The following is a 21726-nucleotide window of genomic DNA, read 5'->3' as shown; positions in this document are numbered from 1 at the left end:
GGCCTCGCGGAGGTCATGAGCGAGCGGCGGCAGCTGCTGAACCTGGCGTACCGGCTGCTCGGCTCGCTCGCCGACGCCGAGGACGCCGTGCAGGAGACCTATGCGCGCTGGTACGCGATGCCGCGCGAGCGACAGGACGAGATCGCGTCGGTGGGCGCGTGGCTGACGACCGTGGCGAGCCGCGTCTGCCTGGACCAGTTGGGTTCGGCGCGGGCGCGGCGCGAGCGGTACGTGGGCGAGTGGATTCCGGAGCCGGTGCCCGACGCCCGCGAGTGGGCGGCGGTGCCCGCGCCCGTGGACCCGGCCGACCGGGTGACGCTCGACGAGTCCGTGTCGATGGCGTTCCTGGTGGTCCTCGACGCGATGACCCCGGCCGAGCGGGTCGCGTTCGTCCTCCACGACGTGTTCCGGTACCCGTTCGCGGAGGTCGCCCGGATCGTGGGCCGCTCCCCCGAGGCGTGCCGCCAGCTCGCGTCCTCGGCGCGGCGGCGCATCCGCGCCGAGCGGAGACCGGCCGCGCCCGCCCGCGCGGACCTGGTGCGGGACTTCAAGACCGCGTGGGAGGCGCGCGACATGGCGGCGCTCGTGGACCTCCTCGACCCGAACGCGTCGATGACGGCCGACGGCGGCGGGCTCGTGGGCGCGGCCCTCCACCCGATCACCGGGCCGGAGGCGATCGCCCGGTACGTGCTCGACCTGGCGCGGTGGGCCCCGGGCATGGAGCTCCTGGAGCGGGCCGTCAACGGCCAGCCGGGCCTGGTGGCCCGCCGCGACGGGATGACGGCGGCGGTCGCCGCCTTCGACATGGCCGCCTTCAAGGAGGGCGCGGACCGGATCGCCCGCATCTGGGTGGTCCGCAACCCCGAGAAGCTGCGCCGCTGGCGCGGGTAGGCGGACCCGCTGCGGGCCGCTCTAGCGGCGGGTCGGGAGGGGGCCCACGTGGTGGCCGTCGGCGTAGAGGCGGCGGGTGCGGGCGACGTCGATGCTGCCGCGCTTGAGGTTCCCGTCGGCGTAGCCGCCGCCGACGAGGATGGCGATGAGCAGCAGCGGGAGGAGAAGCGTGCGCACGAGCATGGCCCACGGGCCCTTCGCGCCGATGCGGCCGCCGTCCTTGAGGCGCACCAGGCGGGTGCCGGTGACGAGCGCGCCGATCGCGCGGCCGTTCGTGTAGAAGAGGCCGTAGACGAGGGGCACGACGACGGGGAGCGCGAATATCAGGCCGGCGGCGAGGTTCTTATCCACCATGGACGTCGGTGAGACCACGACGATCCCGACGCCGATGAGGACGAGGTACACGACGAAGTCGACGAGCCAGGCGAAGCACATCGCCCAGCCGCCGGCCTCGACGTAGCGCGTGCCGTCGGCGAAGGCTTTGATCTTCTCTGCTGCCATGGTGGGGAACCTTATCGATCGGTGGCGGGGCGGGGTGCGGCCCCCGCGGGGGACGGGGGCCGCGAGGGGCGGGTCAGCCCTGCGGGACGTCGTCCACCGCGATGTCGAAGTTGAACTCCTGGCCCTCGATGCTCGTGACGGTGATGGTCACCTGGTACTCGGCGCCGTCGGCGGTGTCGATGAGCGAGCAGTAGGTCTGGCGGTCGACGTAGATCATGATGTTCACCTCGCCGCAGTCGATCTCGGGCCGGTAGCCGAGCTGGGCCTCCAGGGCGTCCTCGGAGGCCGCGGCGAGGCGCGACGCCTCGATCGCGAGGCTCTGCGAGTCGTCGGCGGGCGGCGCGGAGGACTCCTCCTGCGACGGCTGCGCCTCCGCCGAGGACGACTCCGCGGTCGCCGGGTCCTCGCTGGGCTCCTCGGAGGAGCCGAGCGTGACCGAGCACGCGGCGAGGCCGAGGAGCAGGAGGGCGGCGGGGACGGCGGCGAGTGTTCGGCTGGGCACGGCGGGCCTTTCGTCGGCTTGACGGGCGCGGGTCGCCCGAGGTCGCGCCAATTCTGACCCGGGGACGGGCCCGTTGCGAGGCGGAAGACCGGCGGGAAACCGGCGGGACCGGCCCCGGGACTTGACGGTTCCCGGCCCTCGGGACTCAGCCGGGTTTGACGAGCGTGTACCAGACCTCGGGGCGCCCGACGCTCCCGTAGTGCGGGTGGCGCTGCGCGAGGCCGTTGTCCGCCAGGTACTCCAGGTACCGGCGGGCGGTCACGCGGGCGATCCCGACCGCGGTCGCGATGGCCGCCGCGGACAGGCCCTCCGCGGCGCCGCCGAGCGCCTCGTTGATCGCGCCGAGCGTGGTCCCGCTGAGCCCCTTGGGAAGCGGCCCGGGGCCGGAGGTCCGCAGCTCGCCGAGCATCCGGTCCACGTCGGTCTGGCCGCCGACCTCGCCGGGCCGGGCCACCTGCGCGCGCCACGCCGCGTAGTTCTCCAGCTTGCCCTTCAGGGTGGCGAACGCGAACGGCTTGAGCAGGTACTGCATGACGCCGGAGGAGACCGCGGCCCGCACCTCCGAGAGGTCCCGCGCCGAGGTCACGGCGATCACGTCGACCGGGGAGGCGGCCGCGCGCAGGGCGTTGCAGACCGCGAGGCCGTGCGTGTCGGGCAGGTAGAAGTCGAGCAGCACCAGGTCCACCGCGTGCTTGGAGCAGAAGCGGAGGGCGTCGCCGCCCGAGTGGACCACCCCGGCCACGGTGAACCCGGCGACGCGCTCGACGTACTGCCGGTGGGCGTCGGCGGCCACCGGGTCGTCCTCGACGACGAGTACGCGGATCATCGGACAGACGATAGCGGCACGCGGACGGTGAACACCGCGCCCTCGTCGTTCGCGACCCCGATCGCGCCGTGCAGGCGCCGCACGGCCTGCCCGACCAGCGCCAGGCCCAGGCCCCGCCCCGTCTCGCCCTTCGTGGACCAGCCGCGCCGGAAGATGTCCGCCTCGTCCGCGACGCCCGCGCCGGAGTCGGCGACGCGCACGAACAGCTCCCCCTCGTCGGTCCGGATCGTCACGGCCACCCGCGGCGCGCGTTCCGCAGCGCCCTCGACGGCCGCGTCCAGGGCGTTGTCGATGAGGTTCCCGAGGATCGTGATGAGGTCGCGGGCGTCCACTTCGCCGTCCGTCTCCTGCATGGCGGTGTCCGCGGTCAGCTCCAGGTCCACGCCGCGCTCGCTGGCCTCGCTGAGCTTCCCGAGGAGCAGCGCCGCGAGCACCGGCTCCGAGACCGCGCCCACGACCCGGTCGGTGAGCTGCTGCGCGACCTCCAGCTCCGCGGTCGCCAGCGCCACGGCCCGGTCGAGGCGGCCGAGCTCGATGAGGGAGATGACGGCGTGGAGGCGGTTGGCGGACTCGTGGGCCTGGGAGCGGAGGGACTCGGCGAAGCCGCGGACGGTGTCGAGCTCGCCGGTGAGGTTCTGGAGCTCGGTGTGGTCGCGGAGGGTCACGGCGTTGCCCATGTGGCGGTCGCCGGAGCGGACGGGCACGGTGTTGACGAGCAGGAGCCGCGAGTCGGTGAGGTGGAGCTCGTCGCTGCGCGGTTCGGGCGAGGTGAAGGTGGCGGCGAGGTCGTCGGCGAGGCCGAGGTCGGCGACGGGGATGCCGCGGGGGCTGTCGGGGAGGCCGAGGAGGTCGCGGGCGGCGCTGTTGCACAGGGCGATGCGGCCGTCGCGTCCGACGAGGACGAGTCCTTCGCGGACCGAGTGGAGGATCGCCTGGTAGTACTCGAACATGTCGCGCAGTTCGCCGGGGGCGACGCCGCGGGTCTGGCGGGAGAGGCGGGCACTGACGAGGGAGCTGCCGGTGACGCCGACGGCGAGGACCCCGACGGCGACGGCGGCGAGCGGGAGGAGCCGCTCGTTGAGTTCGGCGGTGATGGCCTCGACGGTGATGCCGACGGCCACGAGGGCGACCACCTCGTGGTCGTCGTCGAAGACGGGGACGACGGCGCGCACGGAGGGGCCGAGGGTGCCGGTGTAGGTCTCGGTGAAGGGGCGTCCTTCAAGGGCCGCTTCGGTGTTGCCGATGAAGTGGCGGCCGATCTGGGAGGGGTCGGGGTGGGTGAAGCGGACGCCGTCGCGGTCCATGATCGTGATGAAGTCGACGGCGGTGTCGGCGCGCACGCGCTCGGTGAACGGCTGGAGGTCGCGGCTGGGGAGCGAGGTGGCGAGGGCGTCGGTGACGGCGGGCGAGTCGGCGACGGTGGAGGCGACGGCGAGGACCTTCTCGCGGGCGTTGGCGTCCACGGCCCGGTGCGCGTCGGCGAAGGCGAGGGCGGTGCCCGCGCCGACGAGGACGGCCACGAGCACGAGTTGCAGCACGAGGAGCTGCCGGGCCAGGGTCCACCTTTTGGTCACGAACAATGAGAGCACACGCGGTTAACGCGACCGAAATGAACAGAATGGTGACTTGCTTCACAAGTGCCCGGATACTTCGGATGTCAACCCCCATCCCCTGTTGAGGAGCCGAAGATGTCTTCCCCGCCGCAGCCCCCGAAGCGCCGCGACCGCACCCACTTCCTGTACCTCGCCGTCATCGTCGCCGTGGTCCTCGGCATCGTCGTCGGCTTCGCGTTCCCCGAGTTCGCCAAGCAGCTCAAGCCGCTGGGCACCGGGTTCGTGGCCCTCATCAAGATGATGATCGTCCCGATCATCTTCTGCACGATCGTGCTCGGGATCGGCTCGGTCGCCAAGGCCGCGAAGGTCGGCAAGGTCGGGCTCATCGCCCTCGGCTACTTCCTGCTGATGTCGACGTTCGCGCTGGCGATCGGCCTGGTCGTGGGCAACCTGCTGCACCCGGGCGAGGGCATGCACCTCGACCCGACCGCGGCGGCCACGGCGCAGGAGCAGGCGTCGGAGGCGGGCAGCCACGGCACCGTGGACTTCCTGCTGGGGATCATCCCCGAGAGCATGGCGTCGGCGTTCACGTCCGGCTCGGTGCTCCAGGCGCTGCTGGTGGCGCTGCTGGCCGGGTTCGCGCTCCAGAAGATGGGGCCGGCGGGCGAGCCGCTGCTGCGCGGCATCGGGCACCTCCAGAAGCTCGTGTTCCGCATCCTCGCCATGATCATGTGGGTCGCGCCCGTGGGCGCGTTCGGCGCGATCGCGGCCGTGGTCGGCGAGACCGGATGGGCCGCACTGAAGGGCCTCGCGGTCATCATGCTCGGGTTCTACGCGACCTGCCTGCTGTTCGTGGTGTGCGTGCTCGGGACCGTGCTGTGGCTGGCGGCCCGGGTGAACCTGTTCCAGCTGCTGCGGTACCTGGGCCGGGAGTTCCTGCTCATCGTGTCCACGTCCTCGTCGGAGTCGGCGCTGCCGCGGCTCATCGCGAAGATGGAGCACCTCGGGGTGAGCAAGCCGGTCGTGGGCATCACGGTCCCGACCGGGTACTCGTTCAACCTGGACGGCACCGCGATCTACCTGACGATGGCCACGCTGTTCATCGCCACCGCGCAGGGCGACTCGCTGAGCCTCGGCGAGCAGATCTCCCTGCTGGTCTTCATGATCATCGCCTCGAAGGGCGCGGCGGGCGTCTCCGGCGCCGGGATCGCGACCCTCGCGGGCGGGCTCCAGTCGCACCGCCCGGAGCTGGTGGACGGCGTCGGGTTCATCCTCGGCATCGACCGGTTCATGTCGGAGGCGCGGGCGCTCACCAACTTCGCGGGCAACGCCGTCGCGACGGTGCTCATCGGCACGTGGACGAAGGAGTTCGACCGCGAGCAGGCGGGCCGGGTGTTCGCGGGCCGCGACCCGTTCAACGAGGCGACGCTCATCGACGACCACGCGGCTCCGGAGATCCCGGAGCAGCCCAAGGACAAGCGGCTCGAAACCGTGTAGTCCCCCAGATCACGAACGGGCCGCTCCCTTTGCCGGATGTGCGGCCCGTTCGTCTGTCACCAGGACGAGTAGAGGCGGTGCTGCGCGGCGGTCGCCGCCTCGGCGACGTCGGCGGCGAGGCCGTGGCGGCCGTCGTCGCCGAACAGGGCCGTGCGCATGAAGACGAGGTCGCGCATCCGCCCGTAGCGGTCCACTGTGGCGCGACTGAGACCGCTCGCGGAGTACGCCTCCTGGCGGAAGCGGTCGCCGCCGCCCTTGCCGGAGCCGATGCGCGGGAACGCGTCGTGGCGGCCGACCTCGGCGGCGCGGGCCCACCGCTGCTTCTCGGCCTCGACCCAGGCGCGGATGAGGCACGCGGCGATCACCCTGCCGCCCAGGCGTTCCACGCCGCGGTGGAGGGCGAGGTCCTGGAGCGTGCCGTCGAGGGCCACGGTCACCGAGGCGGCCTGGTCGGCGTCGGTGCCGGTGAACTCCGGGTCGTCGGCAGGCGAGCCGGAGCCCGCGCCCACGAGCGTGCGGGACGCGGCCTCCACGACCCGCTCGGCGCGGGACCTGAAGCCCGGGTGGAGCTTCGCGATCTCGCGGATGACGAGGTGCTGCGCGGTGAGGACCTGGCGGGGCTCCATGCCCCGGCCGGTCTCGGCGGTGGCGCGCAGGACGCGCTTGACGCCGCCGCTGTAGTGCGGGTGGCGGGCCTCGACGCGCTCGATGAACTCCTCCAGCGCGTCCCCTTCGGCGGGGCCGCCGAAGTGGTGGGCGACCGCGGTCGCGTACACGCGGCGCACGGTGTCGCCGTAGGCGAGGCGCTCCCGCTCGTCCAGGTCCCGGTAGGCGATGCGGGCGTCGCGGCTGCCGGTCTGGATGTAGGCGGCGAGCGCCCCGGGTCCGGGCACGGGTCGGGGCATGGGCGTCCTTCTGAGCGGGTCGCCGGACGGCGACGGGGTGCGGGGGCTGCCGGGTGCTCGGTCCTGCCAAGGCGCGCAAGCGCGCTCATCGTATAGCGCCCCCGCCAGGCCCGGGGAGCCCCCGGCCGTCAGGCGGCCGCGGCGAGCGCGTCCCGCACGGCGGCAATGGCCGCCTCGGCGCCGAGCTCGGGCGCGAGGGCCTCGTACGCGGCGACGAGCGCGACGGTCATGCGCAGGTCGTCCCGGGCGGGCCCGTCGGGGACGCGGCCCTGCTCCGCCGCCGCGAGCCGGCGGGCGCGGACCCTGATCCAGTCGAGGAGCGTGTCGGGGTCGGGGAGGTCGCGGAGCGCGCCCGCGAGGCGGTCGTAGAACGCGTCGAGCAAGACGGCCGGGTCTTGGTCGGGGACGGTGTGGTCGGTGGTGGACATGCGTCGGTCCTCTCGGCTGCGGCCCGAGGGCGCGCACCGCCGAGGAGCCCGCGTGCGGGCCCGCCGGCGGTGCCCGCGAACGGGCACGCCAGCGCGCTCCACCGACCATCCGGGCGCTGACGATCCTGTTGTGATCTGTCCCTTCGATTGTCGCACCGCGGGATCAGACCGCGAGCGGGCGCTCCACCGCGAGTCGGTCGTGCTCGACGAGCCAGCGGACGGCCTCCAGGATCGCGGCGTCGGGCTCGTACGCGGGCGCGTAGCCGAGGAGGGTGCGGGCCTTCTCGATGGAGAGGACGTGGTTGCGGGACAGGTGCTCCCAGCTCGCGTCGGCGTGCTCGGCGGTGGTGCCCGCGCGGAACTCGTCCCAGGTCACGGACTCCAGGTCGGCCTCCTGGCCGAACCAGGACGCGGCGGCCCCGGCGAGGCCGCGCACGTTCATCGCGGAGGGGGCGACCATGTGGAAGTCCTCGCCGGACGCGGACTCGGGGCGCTCGATGGCGTTCGCGAAGCCCTGGGCGACGTCGTCGGCGTGGACGTGGTGCATGTGCTCGGCGCCGATCCCGGGGATGCGCAGCGTGTGCCCGGCCGAGAGGGTGCGCCACACGGCGGGGTCGAGGTTGCCGAGCGGGCCGATCGGGTGCCAGCCGGGGCCGACGATGTGCCCGGGGTGGAGGGTGGTGGTGGCGAGGCCGCCGGACTCGGTCTCGGCCTTGAGCATCCGCGCGATGGCGTCCTTCCGGGTCCCGTACTCGCCGAACGGGGGCGTGCCCTCGCCTTCGCGGATCGGGGACCGGCGGCTCACGCCGTAGCGCCACACGGTGCCGCAATGGAGGAGGTGCCCGGTGGCGCCGCGGAGGCGCTCGACCAGGGCCGTCGCGGAGTCGAGCGTGAAGCACACGAGGTCCACGACCGCGTCGGGCCGGAGGGCGGCGACGGTGTCGCCGAAGACGCCGTCGGCGTCCTGCCGCTCGCGGTCGGCGGTGACCTGCTCGACCTGCGCCCACTCGGGCGACTCCGAGTACGCGGCGCGCTGGCCGCGGCTGATGTTGACGACCTCGTGGCCCGCGCGCACCAGCCGCGGGACCAGGTACGTGCCGATGTGCCCGCTGCCGCCGACGACGACGATCTTCATGGTGTCCTCCCCTTCGGGCCCGGCCGGGCCCGGAGGCTCCGATGCTAACCGCGCGCGGTCCCCGCGGCCACGGGACCGGGTTTGCCGGTCCGGCAACAAAACTTGCCAGCGCGGGGTCCGGTGGTGGACCGTGGCGGGAGCGAACGGAAGGGGAACGCGATGGACGCGGGAGTCTGGGACGAGCGGTACGCGAGCCGCGAGCGGTTGTTCAGCGGGAGGCCGAACCCCGTGCTCGTCATGGAGGCCGGGGGCCTCGCGCCGGGCCAGGCGCTCGACGTCGGCTGCGGCGAGGGCGCCGACGCGGTCTGGCTCGCCGAGCAGGGCTGGCGGGTCACCGCCATCGACCTCTCCCGCGTCGCGCTGGAGCGCGCCGCCGCGGCCGGGGCCCACGTCGCCGACCGCATCGCCTGGTCCCGCGGCGACCTCGCGGCCACTCCCCCGCCGGCCGCCTCGTTCGACCTGGTCACGGCCCAGTACTTCCCGATCCTCCGGACCAGCGGCCCCGAGGCCGTCACGGGCCTCCTCGACGCCGTCGCCCCCGGCGGGACGCTCCTCGTCGTCGGCCACGCCCGCCCCGCGGACGGCCACCGGCCCGGCGGGTTCGACTTCGACGAGTACGTCCACCCCGCCGACGTCGCCCGCCGCCTCGGCCCCGAATGGCGCGTCGAGGCCGACGAGACCCGCCCCCGCACCACCCCGCCCCCGGAGGGCTCCCACCACACCCACGACACGGTCCTCCGCGCCCGCCGCAGCCCCGCCTGACGGGTGCGCGGGGCGGATGAGCGAGGATCACTGGGTCCGGACCGTCCGACCCGAAGGAGTGCCATGGTCCCCACCTGGCGGTTGCGCGCGCGGTTCGCGGTGGCGCTGGCCGAGATGTACGGGAGCGAGGTCCCGGCGTACCACACGCTGGTCGACGTGTGCCGGGAGGTGAACGACGAGGCCGCGCGGGCGCGGGGCGCCGAGGGCGAGCGGCTCGGGAGCATCGAGCGGGTCACCGCGGAGCGGCACGGCGCGATCCGGGTCGGGTCGCCGCGGGAGCTGTCGCAGGTCGCGCGGGTGTTCGGGGCGTTCGGGATGGAGCCGGTGGGCTTCTACGACCTGCGGGACGCGTCCAGGAGCTCGGTGCCGGTGGTGTCGACGGCGTTCCGGCCGGTCGCGGCGGACGAGTTGGCGCGCAACCCGTTCCGGGTGTTCACGTCGATGCTCGTCACCGACGACCGGCGGTTCTTCGACGCCGCCACGCAAGGGAGGCTGGAGCGGTTCATCGGATCGCGGGAGCTGTTCGGCCCCGAGCTGCTGGCGCTCGCCGACCAGGCGCGAGGCGAGGGCCTGGAGGAGGCGGACGCCGCGCGGCTGCTCGCGCTCGCCACGGACGCGTTCCGGCTCACCGCCGAGCCGATCGACCGCGACTGGTACGACGCGCTCGAACGGATCTCCGCGGTCGCCGCCGACGTCGGCGGCGTGCCCGCCACCCACATCAACCACCTCACGCCGCGCGTCCTCGACATCGACGACCTCTACGCGCGCATGCGGGCCCGCGGGATCACCATGATCGACGAGATCCAGGGCCCGCCCGCGTGGGAGGGCCCCGACGTGCTGCTGCGGCAGACCTCGTTCCGGGCCCTGGACGAGGAGCGGGTGTTCCGCCGCGCCGACGGGAGCATCGAGCGCGGGTCGCTGCGGGTCCGGTTCGGCGAGGTCGAGCAGCGCGGGATCGCGCTGACCCGCAAGGGAAGGGACCTGTACGACCGGATGGTCGCAGAGGTGGACGAACGGCGCCGCGAGGGCGTCAGCCGCACCGACACCGCCCGCGAGGTGTGGCGCGAGCACCTGCCGTCCACTGAGGAAGGACTCGCGCGAGAGGGCCTGGGGTACTTCACGTACCGGGCCGCGGGACCGGCGGGACCTGACACGACCCTGAGCGGGCTCGTCGCCTCCGGGGCGCTCGTGCGCGAACCCGTCGTCTACGAGGACTTCCTGCCGCGCTCGGCGGCCGGGATCTTCCAGTCGAACCTCTCCGACGAGGGCACGCGCGACGACGCGCAGGCCGCCGTCGACTACGACCTCGAACGGCTCGCGGCCCTCGCGGAAGCGCACATCCACGACCCGTTCGATCTTTATGCGGCCCAACAGGACCGTTCCATCCGCGCCGCCGAGGCACAGCTCGGCGTCCGCATCAGCGCCGACTCGTGACCAGGAGCAGGACATGACGAACCCGACCGCGTCCCCGACCGCCGCCCCGCCCGCGCCGGGAGTGATCCCCGAGCGCGTCCGCAAGGCGCTCGAGAACCTCGGGGCCGAGGCCCCGACCGGGACGCACGAAATCCGCACCCCGGTGACCGGCGAGGTGCTGGCGAGCACCGCGGCCCACACCCGGGCCGAGGTGGACGAAGCGGTGACCGCCGCGAAGGACGCGTTCCTGACGTGGCGCGACGTGCCCGCCCCCGTGCGCGGCAACCTGGTCAAGCGCTGGGGCCAGCTCCTCACCGAGCACAAGGCGGACCTGGCCGCGCTCGTCACCGCCGAGGTCGGCAAGACCGAGTCGGAGGCGCTCGGCGAGGTCCAGGAGATGATCGACATCTGCGACCTCGCCGTGGGCCAGTCCCGCCAGCTGTTCGGCAAGACCCTCCCGTCCGAGCGCCCCGGGCACCGGCTCGCCGAGACCTGGCACCCGCTCGGCGTCGTCGCGGTCATCTCGGCGTTCAACTTCCCCGTCGCCGTGTACGCGTGGAACGCCGCGCTCGCGCTGGTCTGCGGCAACGCGGTCGTATGGAAGCCCGCCGAGGCGACATACCTGTCCGCGATCGGCGCGGACGCGCTGCTCGCGCAGGCCGTCAAGGACGTCGGCGCGCCGGAGGGCGTGCACCGGCTGGTCCTCGCCGACCGCGAGGTGAGTGAGTCCCTCGTGGACGACGAGCGCGTGGCGCTGGTGTCGGCCACCGGGTCGGTGCGGATGGGCCGCGAGGTCGCGCCGCGCGTGGCCGCCCGGTTCGGCCGCGTCCTGCTGGAGCTGGGCGGCAACAACGCCGCGATCGTCGCGCCCTCGGCGGACCTCGACCTCGCGCTGCGCGGCATCGTGTTCGCGGCGGCCGGGACGGCCGGGCAGCGGTGCACCACGCTGCGGCGCCTCATCGTCCACTCGTCGGTCGCCGACGAGCTGGTGGAGCGGATCGCCGCCGCGTACGGCACGCTCGCGATCGGCGACCCAGGCGCGGACGGGACGCTGGTCGGCCCGCTCATCAATGAAGGCAGCTTCGCGGCGCAGCAGCGGGCACTGGAGCGGGCGAAAGCCGAAGGCGGGCAAGTGGTCGCGGGCGGGGAGCGGGTCCTCGCGGACGAGGCGCCCGACGCGTACTACGTGCGGCCCGCGGTGGTCCGGATGCCGGACCAGGACGGGATCGTGCAGGAGGAGACGTTCGCGCCGATCCTCTACGTGCTGACCTATGAGGACCTGGACGAGGCGATCGCGATGCACAACGGCGTGCCCCAAGGGCTCTCGTCGGCGATCTTCACGCAGGACCAGGGCGAGGCGGAGCGGTTCCTGTCCGCGGGCGGCTCGGACTGCGGCATCGCGAACGTCAACATCGGGACCTCCGGGGCCGAGATCGGCGGCGCGTTCGGCGGCGAGAAGGAGACCGGCGGCGGGCGCGAGTCCGGCACGGACTCCTGGCAGGCGTACATGCGCCGGGCCACGAACACCGTCAACTACTCCGGTGAGTTGCCGCTCGCGCAGGGCGTGAAGTTCCTCTGAAACACAGCGCGGGGCGGGGGTCCTCCCCCGCCCCGCGTGCTCCCTACTCGTAGAAGCGCACGTAGTCGAACTCGGCGGTCAGGCCCTCACCGGCCATCGACACCAGTCCGATCTGCGGGTCGGCGCCCTCCGGCAGGTGCCAGACGCCTCCCCAGGTGTAGTTCACGCCGTCGCGGCTCGTGGCCGCCTGGAACAGGTGCTCGCCGGTGTCCGGGTCGACGGTGTGGCGCAGGCGCAGCCACATGTCGTCCGCGGCGGTCCCGACCTGCATCTCCGGCCACGGGTTCCGGTCGCGGCCGATCCACAGGAGCACCTGCCCGGCCGGGCCGTTCTTCACGGGCGCCAGGTGGATCGAGCTCGACGGGCTCTGGAACGCCACGAGGCCCGCTTGCGGCCGCTGCGACTCGTCCGTCGCCGGGTCCTCGGAGATCGGCAGGTGGAGCTTCGCCTCCACCGTGTAGGTCCCTTCAGGAGCGTCGTGCAGGAGCGCGGACGCCATGGCGCCCTTGCCGCTCAGGTCCGCGTCCTGGGTGGGCCACACGTACGAGCCGTCCTCGGCCTGCCCGTCGGGGGCGCCGAACCAGTCCCAGCCGGCCAGGTCGGCGTCGTCGAACTCCTCGCTGAAGAGCAGGTCGCCGACCTCCGGGTCCGCGACCCGCTCGGTGACGGGCACGTAGAGCGCGGTCGCACCGAGGTTGTCGACCTCCGCGGAGCCGCGCGCCGAGGCCGCGCCGCCGGGGGTCCAGTCGGGGACGTCCACGTCGAGTTCGGCCAGCGGCATCCCGAGCAGCGAGGCGCTGAGCTCGACGTGCGCGGCGCCCGACTCGACGACGGCGGTCAGCGAGTGCCAGGCGGAGAGGTCGAGGCCCTCATAGGCTTGGGACGCAACGCGTTCCACGATCCGGCCGTGGCGCTTCACCTCCACGGTGAGCAGTCCCGAGCCGTCGACCCAGGCGACGGCGTTGTTGCGGGAGTCCTGATAGCCCAGCACGAGACCCGCGCGGCCGCGGTCGTCGGTGACCCGCACGTCCGACTCCAGGCGGACGTCCCCGGTGGGCCCGTCCTCGGGGAGCAGGAACGAGGGCGTCGGCGAGTGCGCGGTGCTGTAGGCGAAGCCGCCGGAGAGGTCGTCATCGTCCGTGGTCCACCGGCCGGGACCGGCGGCGGTGAAGCCGTTGACGCCGTCCTCAAAGCGGCTGCCCGCGTCCCAGGCGCCGACCGGCGCGGTCTGCGGGCCGTCGCTCGACCAGGCCCCGGCGTTCACCGTGGGCCAGCCGTCGATCCAGTCCAGGCGGTCCATCAAGGTGGGGCGCCCGCCCCAGGTGAGGTCCTCCTCGAAGCGGTCGAAGCCGTTCACGAGGATCCACTCCTGGCCCGAGTGGTCCACGACGTTCGCCGAGTGCCCGGAGGCGACCCAGCGGTTCCCGTTGGGCGAGTTCACGATCGTCCCGCCCGGGTAGAGCCCGGTGAGGCTGTCGCCGTCGCGGTCGGTGAACGGGCCCAGCGGGCTGTCGGAGCGGCCCACGAAGACCGGGTAGCCGCCCTTCTCGCGCTCGCAGCAGCCGAGGCCGGAGTAGAAGAGGTAGTAGAAGCCGTCGCGCTTGACGACGTAGGGCGCCTCCCCTTGGCGGCTGCCCACGACCTGCACCGAGTCGCCCACGGGCGCAGTACCTTCGGCGTTCAGCTCGACGGCGCGCACACCGGCGTCCTTGAACGAGCCGTAGTAGAGGTACTTGGCGCCGTCGTCGTCCACGAACAGGGCCGGGTCGATCTGGTTGGCGCCGTCGTCCTCTTCGATGACGGGGTGGCCGATGTCGGTCCACGGCCCGGCCGGGGTCGGCGCGGTCGCGAGCCCGATCTGGTTGCGGGGCCCGCCGCCGCCCGCGGCCGCATAGTAGAGGTAGTAGAGCCCGTCGATGTAGCGCACGTCGGGGGCCCAGTAGTAGGTCTTCTCGAAGTCGCGCCACTGGGGGTGGTTGTCGCGGCCGAAGACCTCGCCCACGTACTCCCAGTCCACCAGGTCGAGCGAGCGCATGATCGGCATGAAGTACTGGTCGTCCCAGGGGCCGCCGCGGTTGTCCTTGCGCAGGCTCGTCTGGGTCGCGTACGCGTACCAGTAGCCGTCTTTGCCCTGGATGATCGACGGGTCCGAGAACGCGTCGGCCAGGTCGTCCATGATGTGGTTCTCGTAGGTGCCGGGCGCGTCGCCGGGGTCGGCCGCGACCGGCGGCCCGACGGCGAGCAGGCCGAGGACGGCCGTGACCGCGACGGCCAGTGTGGATCTTCGCATTGGGGGGTGCCTCTCTTTCAGCGGGTTCACTGGGGCAGGACGGCGAGCGCGGCGATGCGCCACATCTTGTTGAGCCCGCTGCCGGTGAAGGCGAGGGACGCAGTGCGACCGCCGGGGCCGCCGTCGAGGTCGAAGGAGAACCAGGTCATCGCCCGCGAGGGCAGCGTGGCCGGGCCGGAGCGGCCCAGTTCGGCGCCGCCTTCGGAGACGACCGTGATCGCGGAGTCGGTGAGCGGGTCGCCGGTGAGGATCCAGACCCGGTGCGGCCCTGCGGGGATCGCGAGGTCGAGGGTCCGTTCGCTGGTGGCGACGACGAGGTCGCGGCGCAGCAGGTCGGTGTTGCGGCGGTCGCGGGCGTCGGGCCGCGCGCCGTTCCAGCCGTAGCCGCGGTCGGCGTCCCAGTCGCTCTCGGGCGTGAGGGCCGCGTAGCCGGGGACCACGGACTCGGCGTCGGGCCCGGCGTCGAGCGCGAGCGCGGCGCTGGCAGGGTCGGGGGCGGCGACGACCTCCACGAGTCGCCCGGTTTCGAGCTCGGCGCCGTCGGCGCGGACGGTGAGCGGGAGCCGCTTGATCGCCGGTACCGGCCCGGCGGTGACCGGGACGGCGATGTCCTGTTCGGACCCGGCCGGGACGGTGACTTGGACCGGTTCACTGGTCCAGCCGTCGGGGACGGTGACTTCGACCGTGACCTCCGCGTCGGCGTCGCCGCTGTTGGCAACGACCGCAACCACGTCGTAGGTGCCGCCGGTCCACCAGACCGGTTCGGCGGTGGCGGCGTGGACGCGCACGAGCGGGAGCGGGGCGTCCGGGTCGGGGATCACGAGCGCGGCGAGCTTCCACCAGTCGTCGATGCCGGTGAGCACCAGGTCGACGGTGCCGCCTTCGAGCTCGACGTCGACCCAGGCGAACGTGCCCGAGGGGAGGTCGGGCGTGGTCGTCTCGGTCCCGTTCACGCTGATCGTGAACGGGCGGCAGCGCGCGCCGCGGTCGCCGATGAGGAGCTGGGCGGTGTGCGTTCCGGCCGGGACGGCGAGGCGGAGCGTGCAGGCGCTCGCGTGGCCCACGAGGTCGGCGGTGAGCGGTTCGAGGACGTTCCGGTCGCGCCCGTTCGGGGTCGGGCCGGAGGCCCAGCCGAAGCCTTGGGCCTCTGACCATTTCGTCGCGGGCGTGAGGCGCCGGTAGCCGGGCTGCACGGGCGAGCCGTCGGTCCCGGCGTCGAGTGCGAGGTGGCAGCGCTGTCCGGCGGGGGCGACGAGGAAGCGGAGGCCGCGGCCCCCGAGCACGGTCCCTTCGGGTGCGATCGACACGTCGACCGGGCCTTCCCAGCCGTTCAGGGGCGGTTCGACCGGGAGGACCGCGGTGGCGGTCTCGCCCGAACCGACGTTCAGAGTGGCCGCGCCCCAGTCGCCTTCGGCGGGGACGAGGCGGGCGGTCAGCTCGCGGGCCTCCGCGTCGGCGTTGGTGACCTCGACGGCGACGCGGTTGCCCCAGCCGCCGGTGAGGACCCGTTCGCCGGGGACGGCGACCTGGGTCCAGGACCGGTCCTCGTCGAGCACGCGGCCGAGGTCGAAGAAGAACGCCACGATCGCGTCGCGCCAGGTCGTGGCGTGGCCGATCTGCGCGGTGAACGCGTCGGCGATCTGCGCGTGGCGGTCGGGGTCGACGCTCCCGGCGAGCCCGGCCCAGGCGTCGGCGAACCCGCGCACCCGTTCCACGCCGTGGAAGTGGGTGTCGTAGATGTGCTGGATGACGGTGGCGCCGGACTTGAGCCGGTGGTCGTAGGGCACCCAGTGCATGAACAGGAGCAGTTCGTCGGGGACGGTGTCGAGGTCTTCGTAGACCTCGGCCCAGGCGTCGGGGTAGAGGCCGGTGAAGCCGCTGCCGGTGGCCTCGGTCCGGTCGAAGCCGGTGCCCGCGCCGGTGCTGTGGTGTGACTGGGTGACGGTGCCGACCGGGTCGGGGTCGAAGTGCGCGCCGCCGGGATTGCTCAAGTAGCCCATGCCGAGCGGCGCGGTGTAGTCCTCATAGGTGCGCCACGAGTCGAGCAGGACGCCCGCGACGACGGCGGTGTCGTCGGCGTCGAGGCCGAAGGTCATGCGGATCCACTCGGCGGCGAGGTCGCCCGGGTCGGCGCCGGTGGACCAGCACAGCCGCCCGAACGCGTAGCTGTTCGCGGCGCCGAGGTGGTAGCCGGTCCAGTTCTCAGGGTCGTCGGAGGTACCGGCCCCGAAGTTGGAGACGCCCGCGAGTCCGGCGCGATCGGCGGATACGACCTCGGCCACGGTGGGGCCGGTTCCGGGCCCGCCCGTGGGGAAGTCGAGGACCTCGCGCCACATCGGAGCGAGGTAGACCGCGTGCCCGGCCTGGCCGGTGTACTCCTGGGTGATCTGGAGTTCCGCCATCTGGTTCGTGCGCTTGAGGGTCCCGAACAGGGGGTGGACGGGTTCGCGGACCTGGAAGTCGATGGGGCCGTTCTTGGTCTGCACGATCACGTTGTCGTCGAACTGCCCGTCGAGCGGCGCGAACACGCGGTGCTGGTACTCGGCCCAGTCGCCGAAGTCCTCGTGGACGAAGGACCGCCACACGATGAGGCCGTCGTGCGGGGCCACGGCGCGGGCGAGCATGTTGGCGCCGTCGGCGTGGGTGCGGCCGTAGTCGAGCGGGCCGGGGCGGCCCTCGGAGTTGGCCTTGACGAGGAACCCGCCGAGTGCGGGGATCGCCTCCTTGACCTCGGTGATCTTGTCGCGCCACCACTCCTGGACGCGCGGGTCCTCGGGGTCGGCGGTGGTGATCGGGTCCGGGTCGTCCGCGGTGAGGACGATCGGGCTGGCGTAGTTGAGGGACAGCCACGGGCTGATCCCCCAGGTCGCGAGCATCGCGCCCAGCGGGGCGAGCTTCGCGAGCATCGGCGCGTCGATGAACGCCGCGTCGGCGTTGACGTTGTTGAGGACGGCGGCGTTGATGCCGGTCGAGGCGGTGAGGCGCGCATAGTCCGTCATCCGCTCGGAGACTTCGGGGAGCGCGCCCCAGTCGAATATGGAGCGTCCGGCGTAGCCGCGCTCGATCGAGCCGTCGAGGTTGTCCCAGTGGTTCAGCATCCGCAGGCGCGTGTCGGGGGCCTCGGTGGCGGCGAGGTCCGCGGGCGCGGTGCCGTTCTGGAGCGAGCGGATCAGGTGGAACACGCCGTAGAGGACGCCCGCGGGGGCGTTCGCGGCCACGACGACGCGCTTGACGCGGTGGCCTGAGCGCTGGACGCGGATCGCGAAGCCCTCGGTGCCGAGGGCGTCGGGGTCCTCGATCCGCAGGTGCGGTGAGGCGTCGACCGTGCCGATGACGAGCGTGCCGTACGCCCCGGGCCGGCCGCTCTCGGGCGCGGTCCCGGTGAGGCCGGTGAGGGCGCGGCGGACCTCGGTCTCGGCGTTGGCGATCAGCGGGTCGTCGCCGAAGGCGGCGACGCGTCTGAAAGCGGCGCGGTACTGGGCGAGGAGGTCGGGGTCGGCGGGTTGCCGGTAGCGGAGCCAGAGCGGGCCGTCCGCGAATTCGGGTTCCTGTGCCTGTGCGGCCCATGGCGAGACGGCGGTGGCGAACGCGAGGGCGCCCGCGGTGAGGGTGCCGGTCCGCAGCAGCCCGCGGCGCGACAGCCGACCGGGCCCGTGTGGTGACGTCATTGTCAACTCCCGTTGAGGGTGCGTGCTGAGATGTCGGGGATCGGTCGGCTGTCGGTGGGTCAGGCGAGGGCGCGCCGCCGCGCCGCGATGAGCGCGACGGCGAGCATCCCCGGGGCGATGACGATGAGCGGCAGGAACATCCAGGCCACGACAGCGGCGACGCCGAGTCCGATGAGGACGTAGGCGGTGCCGACCGGGTCGGCGGTGGTGAGCGCGGCGGCCTCGCGGAGGAGGTCGCGCCAGTCCGCGGACGGCTCCCACAGGGACGCCGCCCGCACCGCGACCACCGCGATGACCAGTGCGAAGACCGCGCTGACCACCGCGAGCGGCGTGCCGCCGGGCACGAGGCCCTGCACGCCGAGCGCCACGTTCAGTCCGAGGAGGGCCACCGCCAGCGCCGTCACGACGCTTGCGGCCCAGCCGGTCCGGAAGGCAAGCCACGCGGCGCGCAGCAGGTCGCCGAGGCCGTCGCTGTGGTCGGACGCGTGGCGGTCGAGGTGCCTGGTGCCCGCGGCGACGGCCGGCAGGGCAGTCACCAGCGGGAGCGACAGCGCGGTGACCACGAGTCCGACGACGATCATCTCGCCGAACAGGCCGAGGGCCCCGCCGCCGAAGCGCACCAGGTGCTCGGCCGCCCGGCGGGGCGGCTCCTCCGGAGCGGTCTGCGCGCTCATCCCTTGAGCCCCTGGGTCGCGACGCCGCCCACGAGCTGGCGCTGGAAGGCGAAGAAGAACAGGAGCACCGGGAGGAGCGCCAGGATCGCCATCGCCATCTGCGCGCCGTAGTCGGAGGTCGAGGTCTGGTCCACGTAGAGCCGCAAGGCGAGCGGCATCGTGTACATGCCGGGTTCCTTGAGGTACAGCAGCGGCCCGAAGAAGTCGTTCCACGACCAGATGAACGCGAAGATCGCGGAGGTGACGAGCGCGGGCTTCATGAGCGGCAGGATGATCGAGAAGAAGATCCGCGGGTGGCCGGCGCCGTCGATGACGGCGGCCTCGTCGAGTTCGCGCGGCAGGCCGCGGATGAACTGGATCATCAGGAACACGAAGAACGCGTCGGTGGCGAGGAACTTGCCGAGGAGCAGGGGCCAGTACGTGTTGATCATGCCGAGGTTGTTGAACACGATGTACTGCGGGATGATCACGACGTGGAACGGCAGGAGCATCGTGGCGATCATGCACACGAAGAAGACGTTCCGGCCGCGGAACTTCACGCGGGCGAACCCGTAGGCCGCGAGCGAGCACGACACCAAGATGCCGACGACCGACCCGACGGCGAGGATCAGCGAGTTGAGGACGAAGGTCCAGAACGAGATCCCGCCGATGCCCTCCAGGGCCTTCGCGTAGTTCTGGAGGCCGCCGCCGGTGGGCAGGAGGCTCACCTCGCCGATGATCTCGCTGCTGGGCTTGAAGGAGCTCATGAGCATCCACACCGCGGGGTAGAGGATGACCACGAGCACGGCGAGTGCGAAGGCGTGGAACAGGATCGACCCGCGGGTGCGGCGTGCGTTCTTGGTTCGGCTCATCGGTCGTCTCCCGAGTAGTGCACCCACGACTTCGAGCTGCGGAACAGCAGGAGGCTGATGAGCCCGACCACGACCACCAGGACCCAGGCCATCGCGGACGCGTACCCCATCTGGAAGTCGCGGAAGCCGCGGAAGTAGAGGTACAGCGTGTAGAACAGCGTCGACTGGGCGGGGCCGCCCGAGCCGTTGGAGATGATGAACGCGGAGTTGAAGATCTGGAACGCGTGGATCGTCTCCAGCAGCAGGTTGAAGAACAGCACCGGGGACAGGAGCGGGATGGTGATGTTCCAGAACCGGCGCACGGGTCCGGCGCCGTCCACTTCGGCGGCCTCGTACATCTCCGTGGGGACCTGCTTGAGGCCCGCGAGGAAGATGACCATCGGGGCGCCGAACTGCCACACGGTGAGCAGGATGAGCATCGGGAGCGTGCGGCCGGGGTCGCCGACCCAGCCGCCCGCTGACGCGTCGGGGCCGCCGAAGACGGACCCGATCTGCGCCACGATGCCCTCGTCGATGAACATGGCCTTCCAGACGATCGCGATCGACACGCTGCCGCCGATGAGCGAGGGCAGGTAGTAGGCCGAGCGGTAGAAGCCCTGGCCGCGCCGGGAGTTGTGCAGGAGCATGGCGACTCCCAGCGCGGCGGCGAGCTTGATCGGGGTCCCGAAGACGACGTACAGGGCGGTGACCTTGGCGGCCTGGTGGAAGTTGGAGTCCGTCAGGAGCCGCTGGTAGTTCTCGAACCCGATGAACTGGGGTGCGGTGAAGAGGTTGTAGTCGGTGAACGAGAGGTACAGGGACGCGATCATCGGTCCGGCGGTGAGGCCGAGGAACCCGATGAGCCACGGTGAGAGGAACGCGTATCCGGCGCGGGTCGAGCGGTTCCGGGCGCGTGGGCGCACGGTCGTCATCCGAGGAGCATGTCCATTTCGGAGAACAGTTCCTCCGCCAGCTGGTCGGTGTCGATGTCGCCGTAGAGGAGCTGCTCGTGGAGCTCGCCCCACTTGGCCTCGATGGAGCCGTAGCCGGAGGGCAGGAGCGGGTAGCTCTCGGTGATCTCGCCCGCGACGGCGTCGAGGTAGCCGAAGTCGACGGAGTCGGAGGTGGACTGCTCGACGGCGGCGCGGCCCTCCTCGGTGGGGGGCGCGCCGAGGGAGGCGCCGAAGATGGCCTTGACCTCGGGCGAGTTCGCGAGGAAGTCGACGAGGACGGCGGAGGCGTCGGGCTGGTCGGAGTTGGCGGCCACGGACAGGAGCATGCTCGGGTGGTCGGCGAGCACGTGCTGGCCGTTCTCGGTGGGGGCCTGGATCATCCCGATGTTGTCGGTGCCGATGTCGCTCATGGCCTGGGCGACGGTGGTGGAGAAGTTGAACCAGAGGGCGGCCTCGCCGCCGAGGAACCCGCCGAGCGGGTCGAGGGCGACGGTGCGCTCGATCGGGTAGAAGTCGCCGTCGTCACGCAGGTCGGCGACGGAGTCGAGGTAGTCCACGACGTCCTGCTCGTCGAACGCGGGGCCGCCGTCCTCGGTGAAGACGGGCTCGCCCTCCTGCATGCGGGAGTAGATGAAGCCGGGGAAGCCGCCGGTGTAGTCGGAGGCGCCGTAGATCGCGGGGTCGTGCGAGGCGCCGGCCTGGTTGACCTGGAGGACGTAGGCTTCGAGGTCGTCGAGGGTCATGTCGTCGGTCGGGTAGGGGAGGCCGAGCTCGTCGAGCAGGTCCTTGTTGTACATCATGGACCAGGCGTTGTAGCCCATGGGGACGCCCACGAGCTGGTCGTTGACGGTGCCGGACTGGAGCAGGGTGTCGGCGTACCCGCTGGTGTCGAGCAGGCCGCCCTGGTAGTCGCCGAGGTCGAGGAACAGGCCCTTGTCGGCGTACTCGCCGAGGTAGCCCGCGTCCATCATGAGGACGTCGGGGAGGGCCTGGCCGGCGGCCTCGGTGTTGCGGGCGGTCCAGTAGTCGCCCCAGGCGTTGAAGTTGCGCACGACCTCGACGTTGGGGTACTCCTCGTTGAAGAGGTCGAGGGCCTGGTTCATCCAGTCGGCCCGCTCTTCATTGCCCCACCAGGTGAAGGTGATCTCGGCTTCGGTGTCGGCGGCGAACGAGGTGGCGGCCTCGTGGGTGCCGCCGTTCGAGCACGCGGTGAGCCCGAGCGCCGCTGCGGCGCCGAGGGCCGCGACCGTCTTCATTCTTGACATGGATCCTCCTCATTGGCTGGACGGACATTGTCCTGCCGGGGTAGTTCAGCGTTG

At 72.4% G+C, this 21726-nt stretch carries 18 protein-coding genes; 5 read left to right on the top strand and 13 right to left on the bottom strand.

Annotated features, from left to right (window positions below):
- Positions 1–15 precede the first annotated feature (15 nt).
- A complete protein-coding gene (gene sigJ / locus AB0A65_RS18800) occupies positions 16–891 on the top strand; it encodes an RNA polymerase sigma factor SigJ (protein WP_359953051.1) in 876 nt (291 codons plus the stop codon).
- 21 nt (positions 892–912) lie between these two features.
- On the opposite strand, the gene AB0A65_RS18795 is transcribed toward sigJ, so the two are convergent.
- From AB0A65_RS18795 to AB0A65_RS18780, 4 genes are all read right to left on the bottom strand, one after another.
- Positions 913–1392 (bottom strand): hypothetical protein, encoded by a 480-nt coding sequence (locus AB0A65_RS18795; protein WP_359952749.1) that lies wholly within the window; start codon positions 1390–1392, stop codon positions 913–915.
- Between the two features lie 73 nt (positions 1393–1465).
- Positions 1466–1894, bottom strand: coding sequence for a hypothetical protein (locus tag AB0A65_RS18790; RefSeq protein ID WP_359952747.1), 429 nt, complete (start codon positions 1892–1894; stop codon positions 1466–1468).
- 145 nt (positions 1895–2039) lie between these two features.
- Positions 2040–2720, bottom strand: coding sequence for a response regulator (locus tag AB0A65_RS18785; protein WP_359952745.1), 681 nt, complete (start codon positions 2718–2720; stop codon positions 2040–2042).
- A complete protein-coding gene (locus tag AB0A65_RS18780; protein ID WP_359952743.1) occupies positions 2717–4294 on the bottom strand; it encodes a sensor histidine kinase in 1578 nt (525 codons plus the stop codon). Before AB0A65_RS18780 ends, AB0A65_RS18785 begins: the two co-directional genes overlap by 4 nt.
- Before the next feature lie 114 nt (positions 4295–4408).
- Here AB0A65_RS18780 and AB0A65_RS18775 point away from each other — a divergent pair, with 114 nt between their 5' ends.
- On the top strand, positions 4409–5770 hold the full coding sequence (locus AB0A65_RS18775) for a cation:dicarboxylase symporter family transporter (protein ID WP_359952741.1): 1362 nt from the start codon (positions 4409–4411) through the stop codon (positions 5768–5770).
- 56 nt (positions 5771–5826) lie between these two features.
- On the opposite strand, the gene AB0A65_RS18770 is transcribed toward AB0A65_RS18775, so the two are convergent.
- The 3 genes from AB0A65_RS18770 to AB0A65_RS18760 form a co-directional block, all read right to left on the bottom strand.
- A complete protein-coding gene (locus AB0A65_RS18770) occupies positions 5827–6675 on the bottom strand; it encodes a hypothetical protein (protein WP_359952739.1) in 849 nt (282 codons plus the stop codon).
- A 128-nt stretch (positions 6676–6803) separates the two neighbouring features.
- A complete protein-coding gene (locus tag AB0A65_RS18765) occupies positions 6804–7103 on the bottom strand; it encodes a hypothetical protein (RefSeq protein WP_359952737.1) in 300 nt (99 codons plus the stop codon).
- A gap of 163 nt (positions 7104–7266) precedes the next feature.
- Entirely contained in the window at positions 7267–8238 is a 972-nt protein-coding gene (locus AB0A65_RS18760) for an NAD(P)-dependent oxidoreductase (RefSeq protein ID WP_359952735.1), read from the bottom strand.
- Between the two features lie 159 nt (positions 8239–8397).
- Here AB0A65_RS18760 and AB0A65_RS18755 point away from each other — a divergent pair, with 159 nt between their 5' ends.
- The 3 genes from AB0A65_RS18755 (at position 8398) to AB0A65_RS18745 (ending at position 11992) form a co-directional block, all read left to right on the top strand.
- Complete coding sequence (locus AB0A65_RS18755; protein ID WP_359952733.1) at positions 8398–9000, top strand: class I SAM-dependent methyltransferase; 603 nt, start codon at positions 8398–8400, stop codon at positions 8998–9000.
- A 63-nt stretch (positions 9001–9063) separates the two neighbouring features.
- Complete coding sequence (locus AB0A65_RS18750; RefSeq protein ID WP_359952732.1) at positions 9064–10434, top strand: VOC family protein; 1371 nt, start codon at positions 9064–9066, stop codon at positions 10432–10434.
- Between the two features lie 13 nt (positions 10435–10447).
- Positions 10448–11992: an aldehyde dehydrogenase family protein gene (locus AB0A65_RS18745; protein WP_359952730.1), complete on the top strand. Its 1545-nt coding sequence runs from the start codon at positions 10448–10450 to the stop codon at positions 11990–11992.
- Positions 11993–12035: 43 nt separating this feature from the next.
- Here the strand turns inward: AB0A65_RS18745 and AB0A65_RS18740 are convergent, their stop codons facing one another.
- From AB0A65_RS18740 to AB0A65_RS18715, 6 genes are read right to left on the bottom strand one after another with little or no spacing between them, the layout of a single operon-like run.
- Positions 12036–14282: a family 43 glycosylhydrolase gene (locus AB0A65_RS18740; RefSeq protein WP_359952728.1), complete on the bottom strand. Its 2247-nt coding sequence runs from the start codon at positions 14280–14282 to the stop codon at positions 12036–12038.
- A gap of 26 nt (positions 14283–14308) precedes the next feature.
- Positions 14309–17950 (bottom strand): alpha-glucuronidase family glycosyl hydrolase, encoded by a 3642-nt coding sequence (locus AB0A65_RS18735; protein ID WP_359952726.1) that lies wholly within the window; start codon positions 17948–17950, stop codon positions 14309–14311.
- A gap of 59 nt (positions 17951–18009) precedes the next feature.
- Positions 18010–18624 carry a hypothetical protein gene (locus AB0A65_RS18730; RefSeq protein WP_359952724.1) on the bottom strand — a complete coding sequence of 205 codons (615 nt, stop codon included), beginning with the start codon at positions 18622–18624 and terminating at the stop codon, positions 18010–18012.
- Positions 18621–19475: a carbohydrate ABC transporter permease gene (locus tag AB0A65_RS18725; protein WP_359952723.1), complete on the bottom strand. Its 855-nt coding sequence runs from the start codon at positions 19473–19475 to the stop codon at positions 18621–18623. Before AB0A65_RS18725 ends, AB0A65_RS18730 begins: the two co-directional genes overlap by 4 nt.
- On the bottom strand, positions 19472–20386 hold the full coding sequence (locus tag AB0A65_RS18720; RefSeq protein WP_359952721.1) for a sugar ABC transporter permease: 915 nt from the start codon (positions 20384–20386) through the stop codon (positions 19472–19474). Before AB0A65_RS18720 ends, AB0A65_RS18725 begins: the two co-directional genes overlap by 4 nt.
- The gene (locus AB0A65_RS18715) at positions 20383–21672 is read right to left on the bottom strand and encodes an extracellular solute-binding protein (RefSeq protein WP_359952719.1); all 1290 of its coding nucleotides are present in this window, start codon (positions 21670–21672) and stop codon (positions 20383–20385) included. Before AB0A65_RS18715 ends, AB0A65_RS18720 begins: the two co-directional genes overlap by 4 nt.
- Positions 21673–21726 lie beyond the last annotated feature (54 nt).

Origin of the sequence: Glycomyces sp. NPDC047010, from assembly GCF_040644205.1 — a bacterium.
Taxonomy (GTDB): Bacteria; Actinomycetota; Actinomycetes; order Mycobacteriales; family Micromonosporaceae; genus Glycomyces.
Note: the sequence above shows the minus strand (reverse complement) of the source record. Positions and strands in the feature narration are given on the sequence as shown.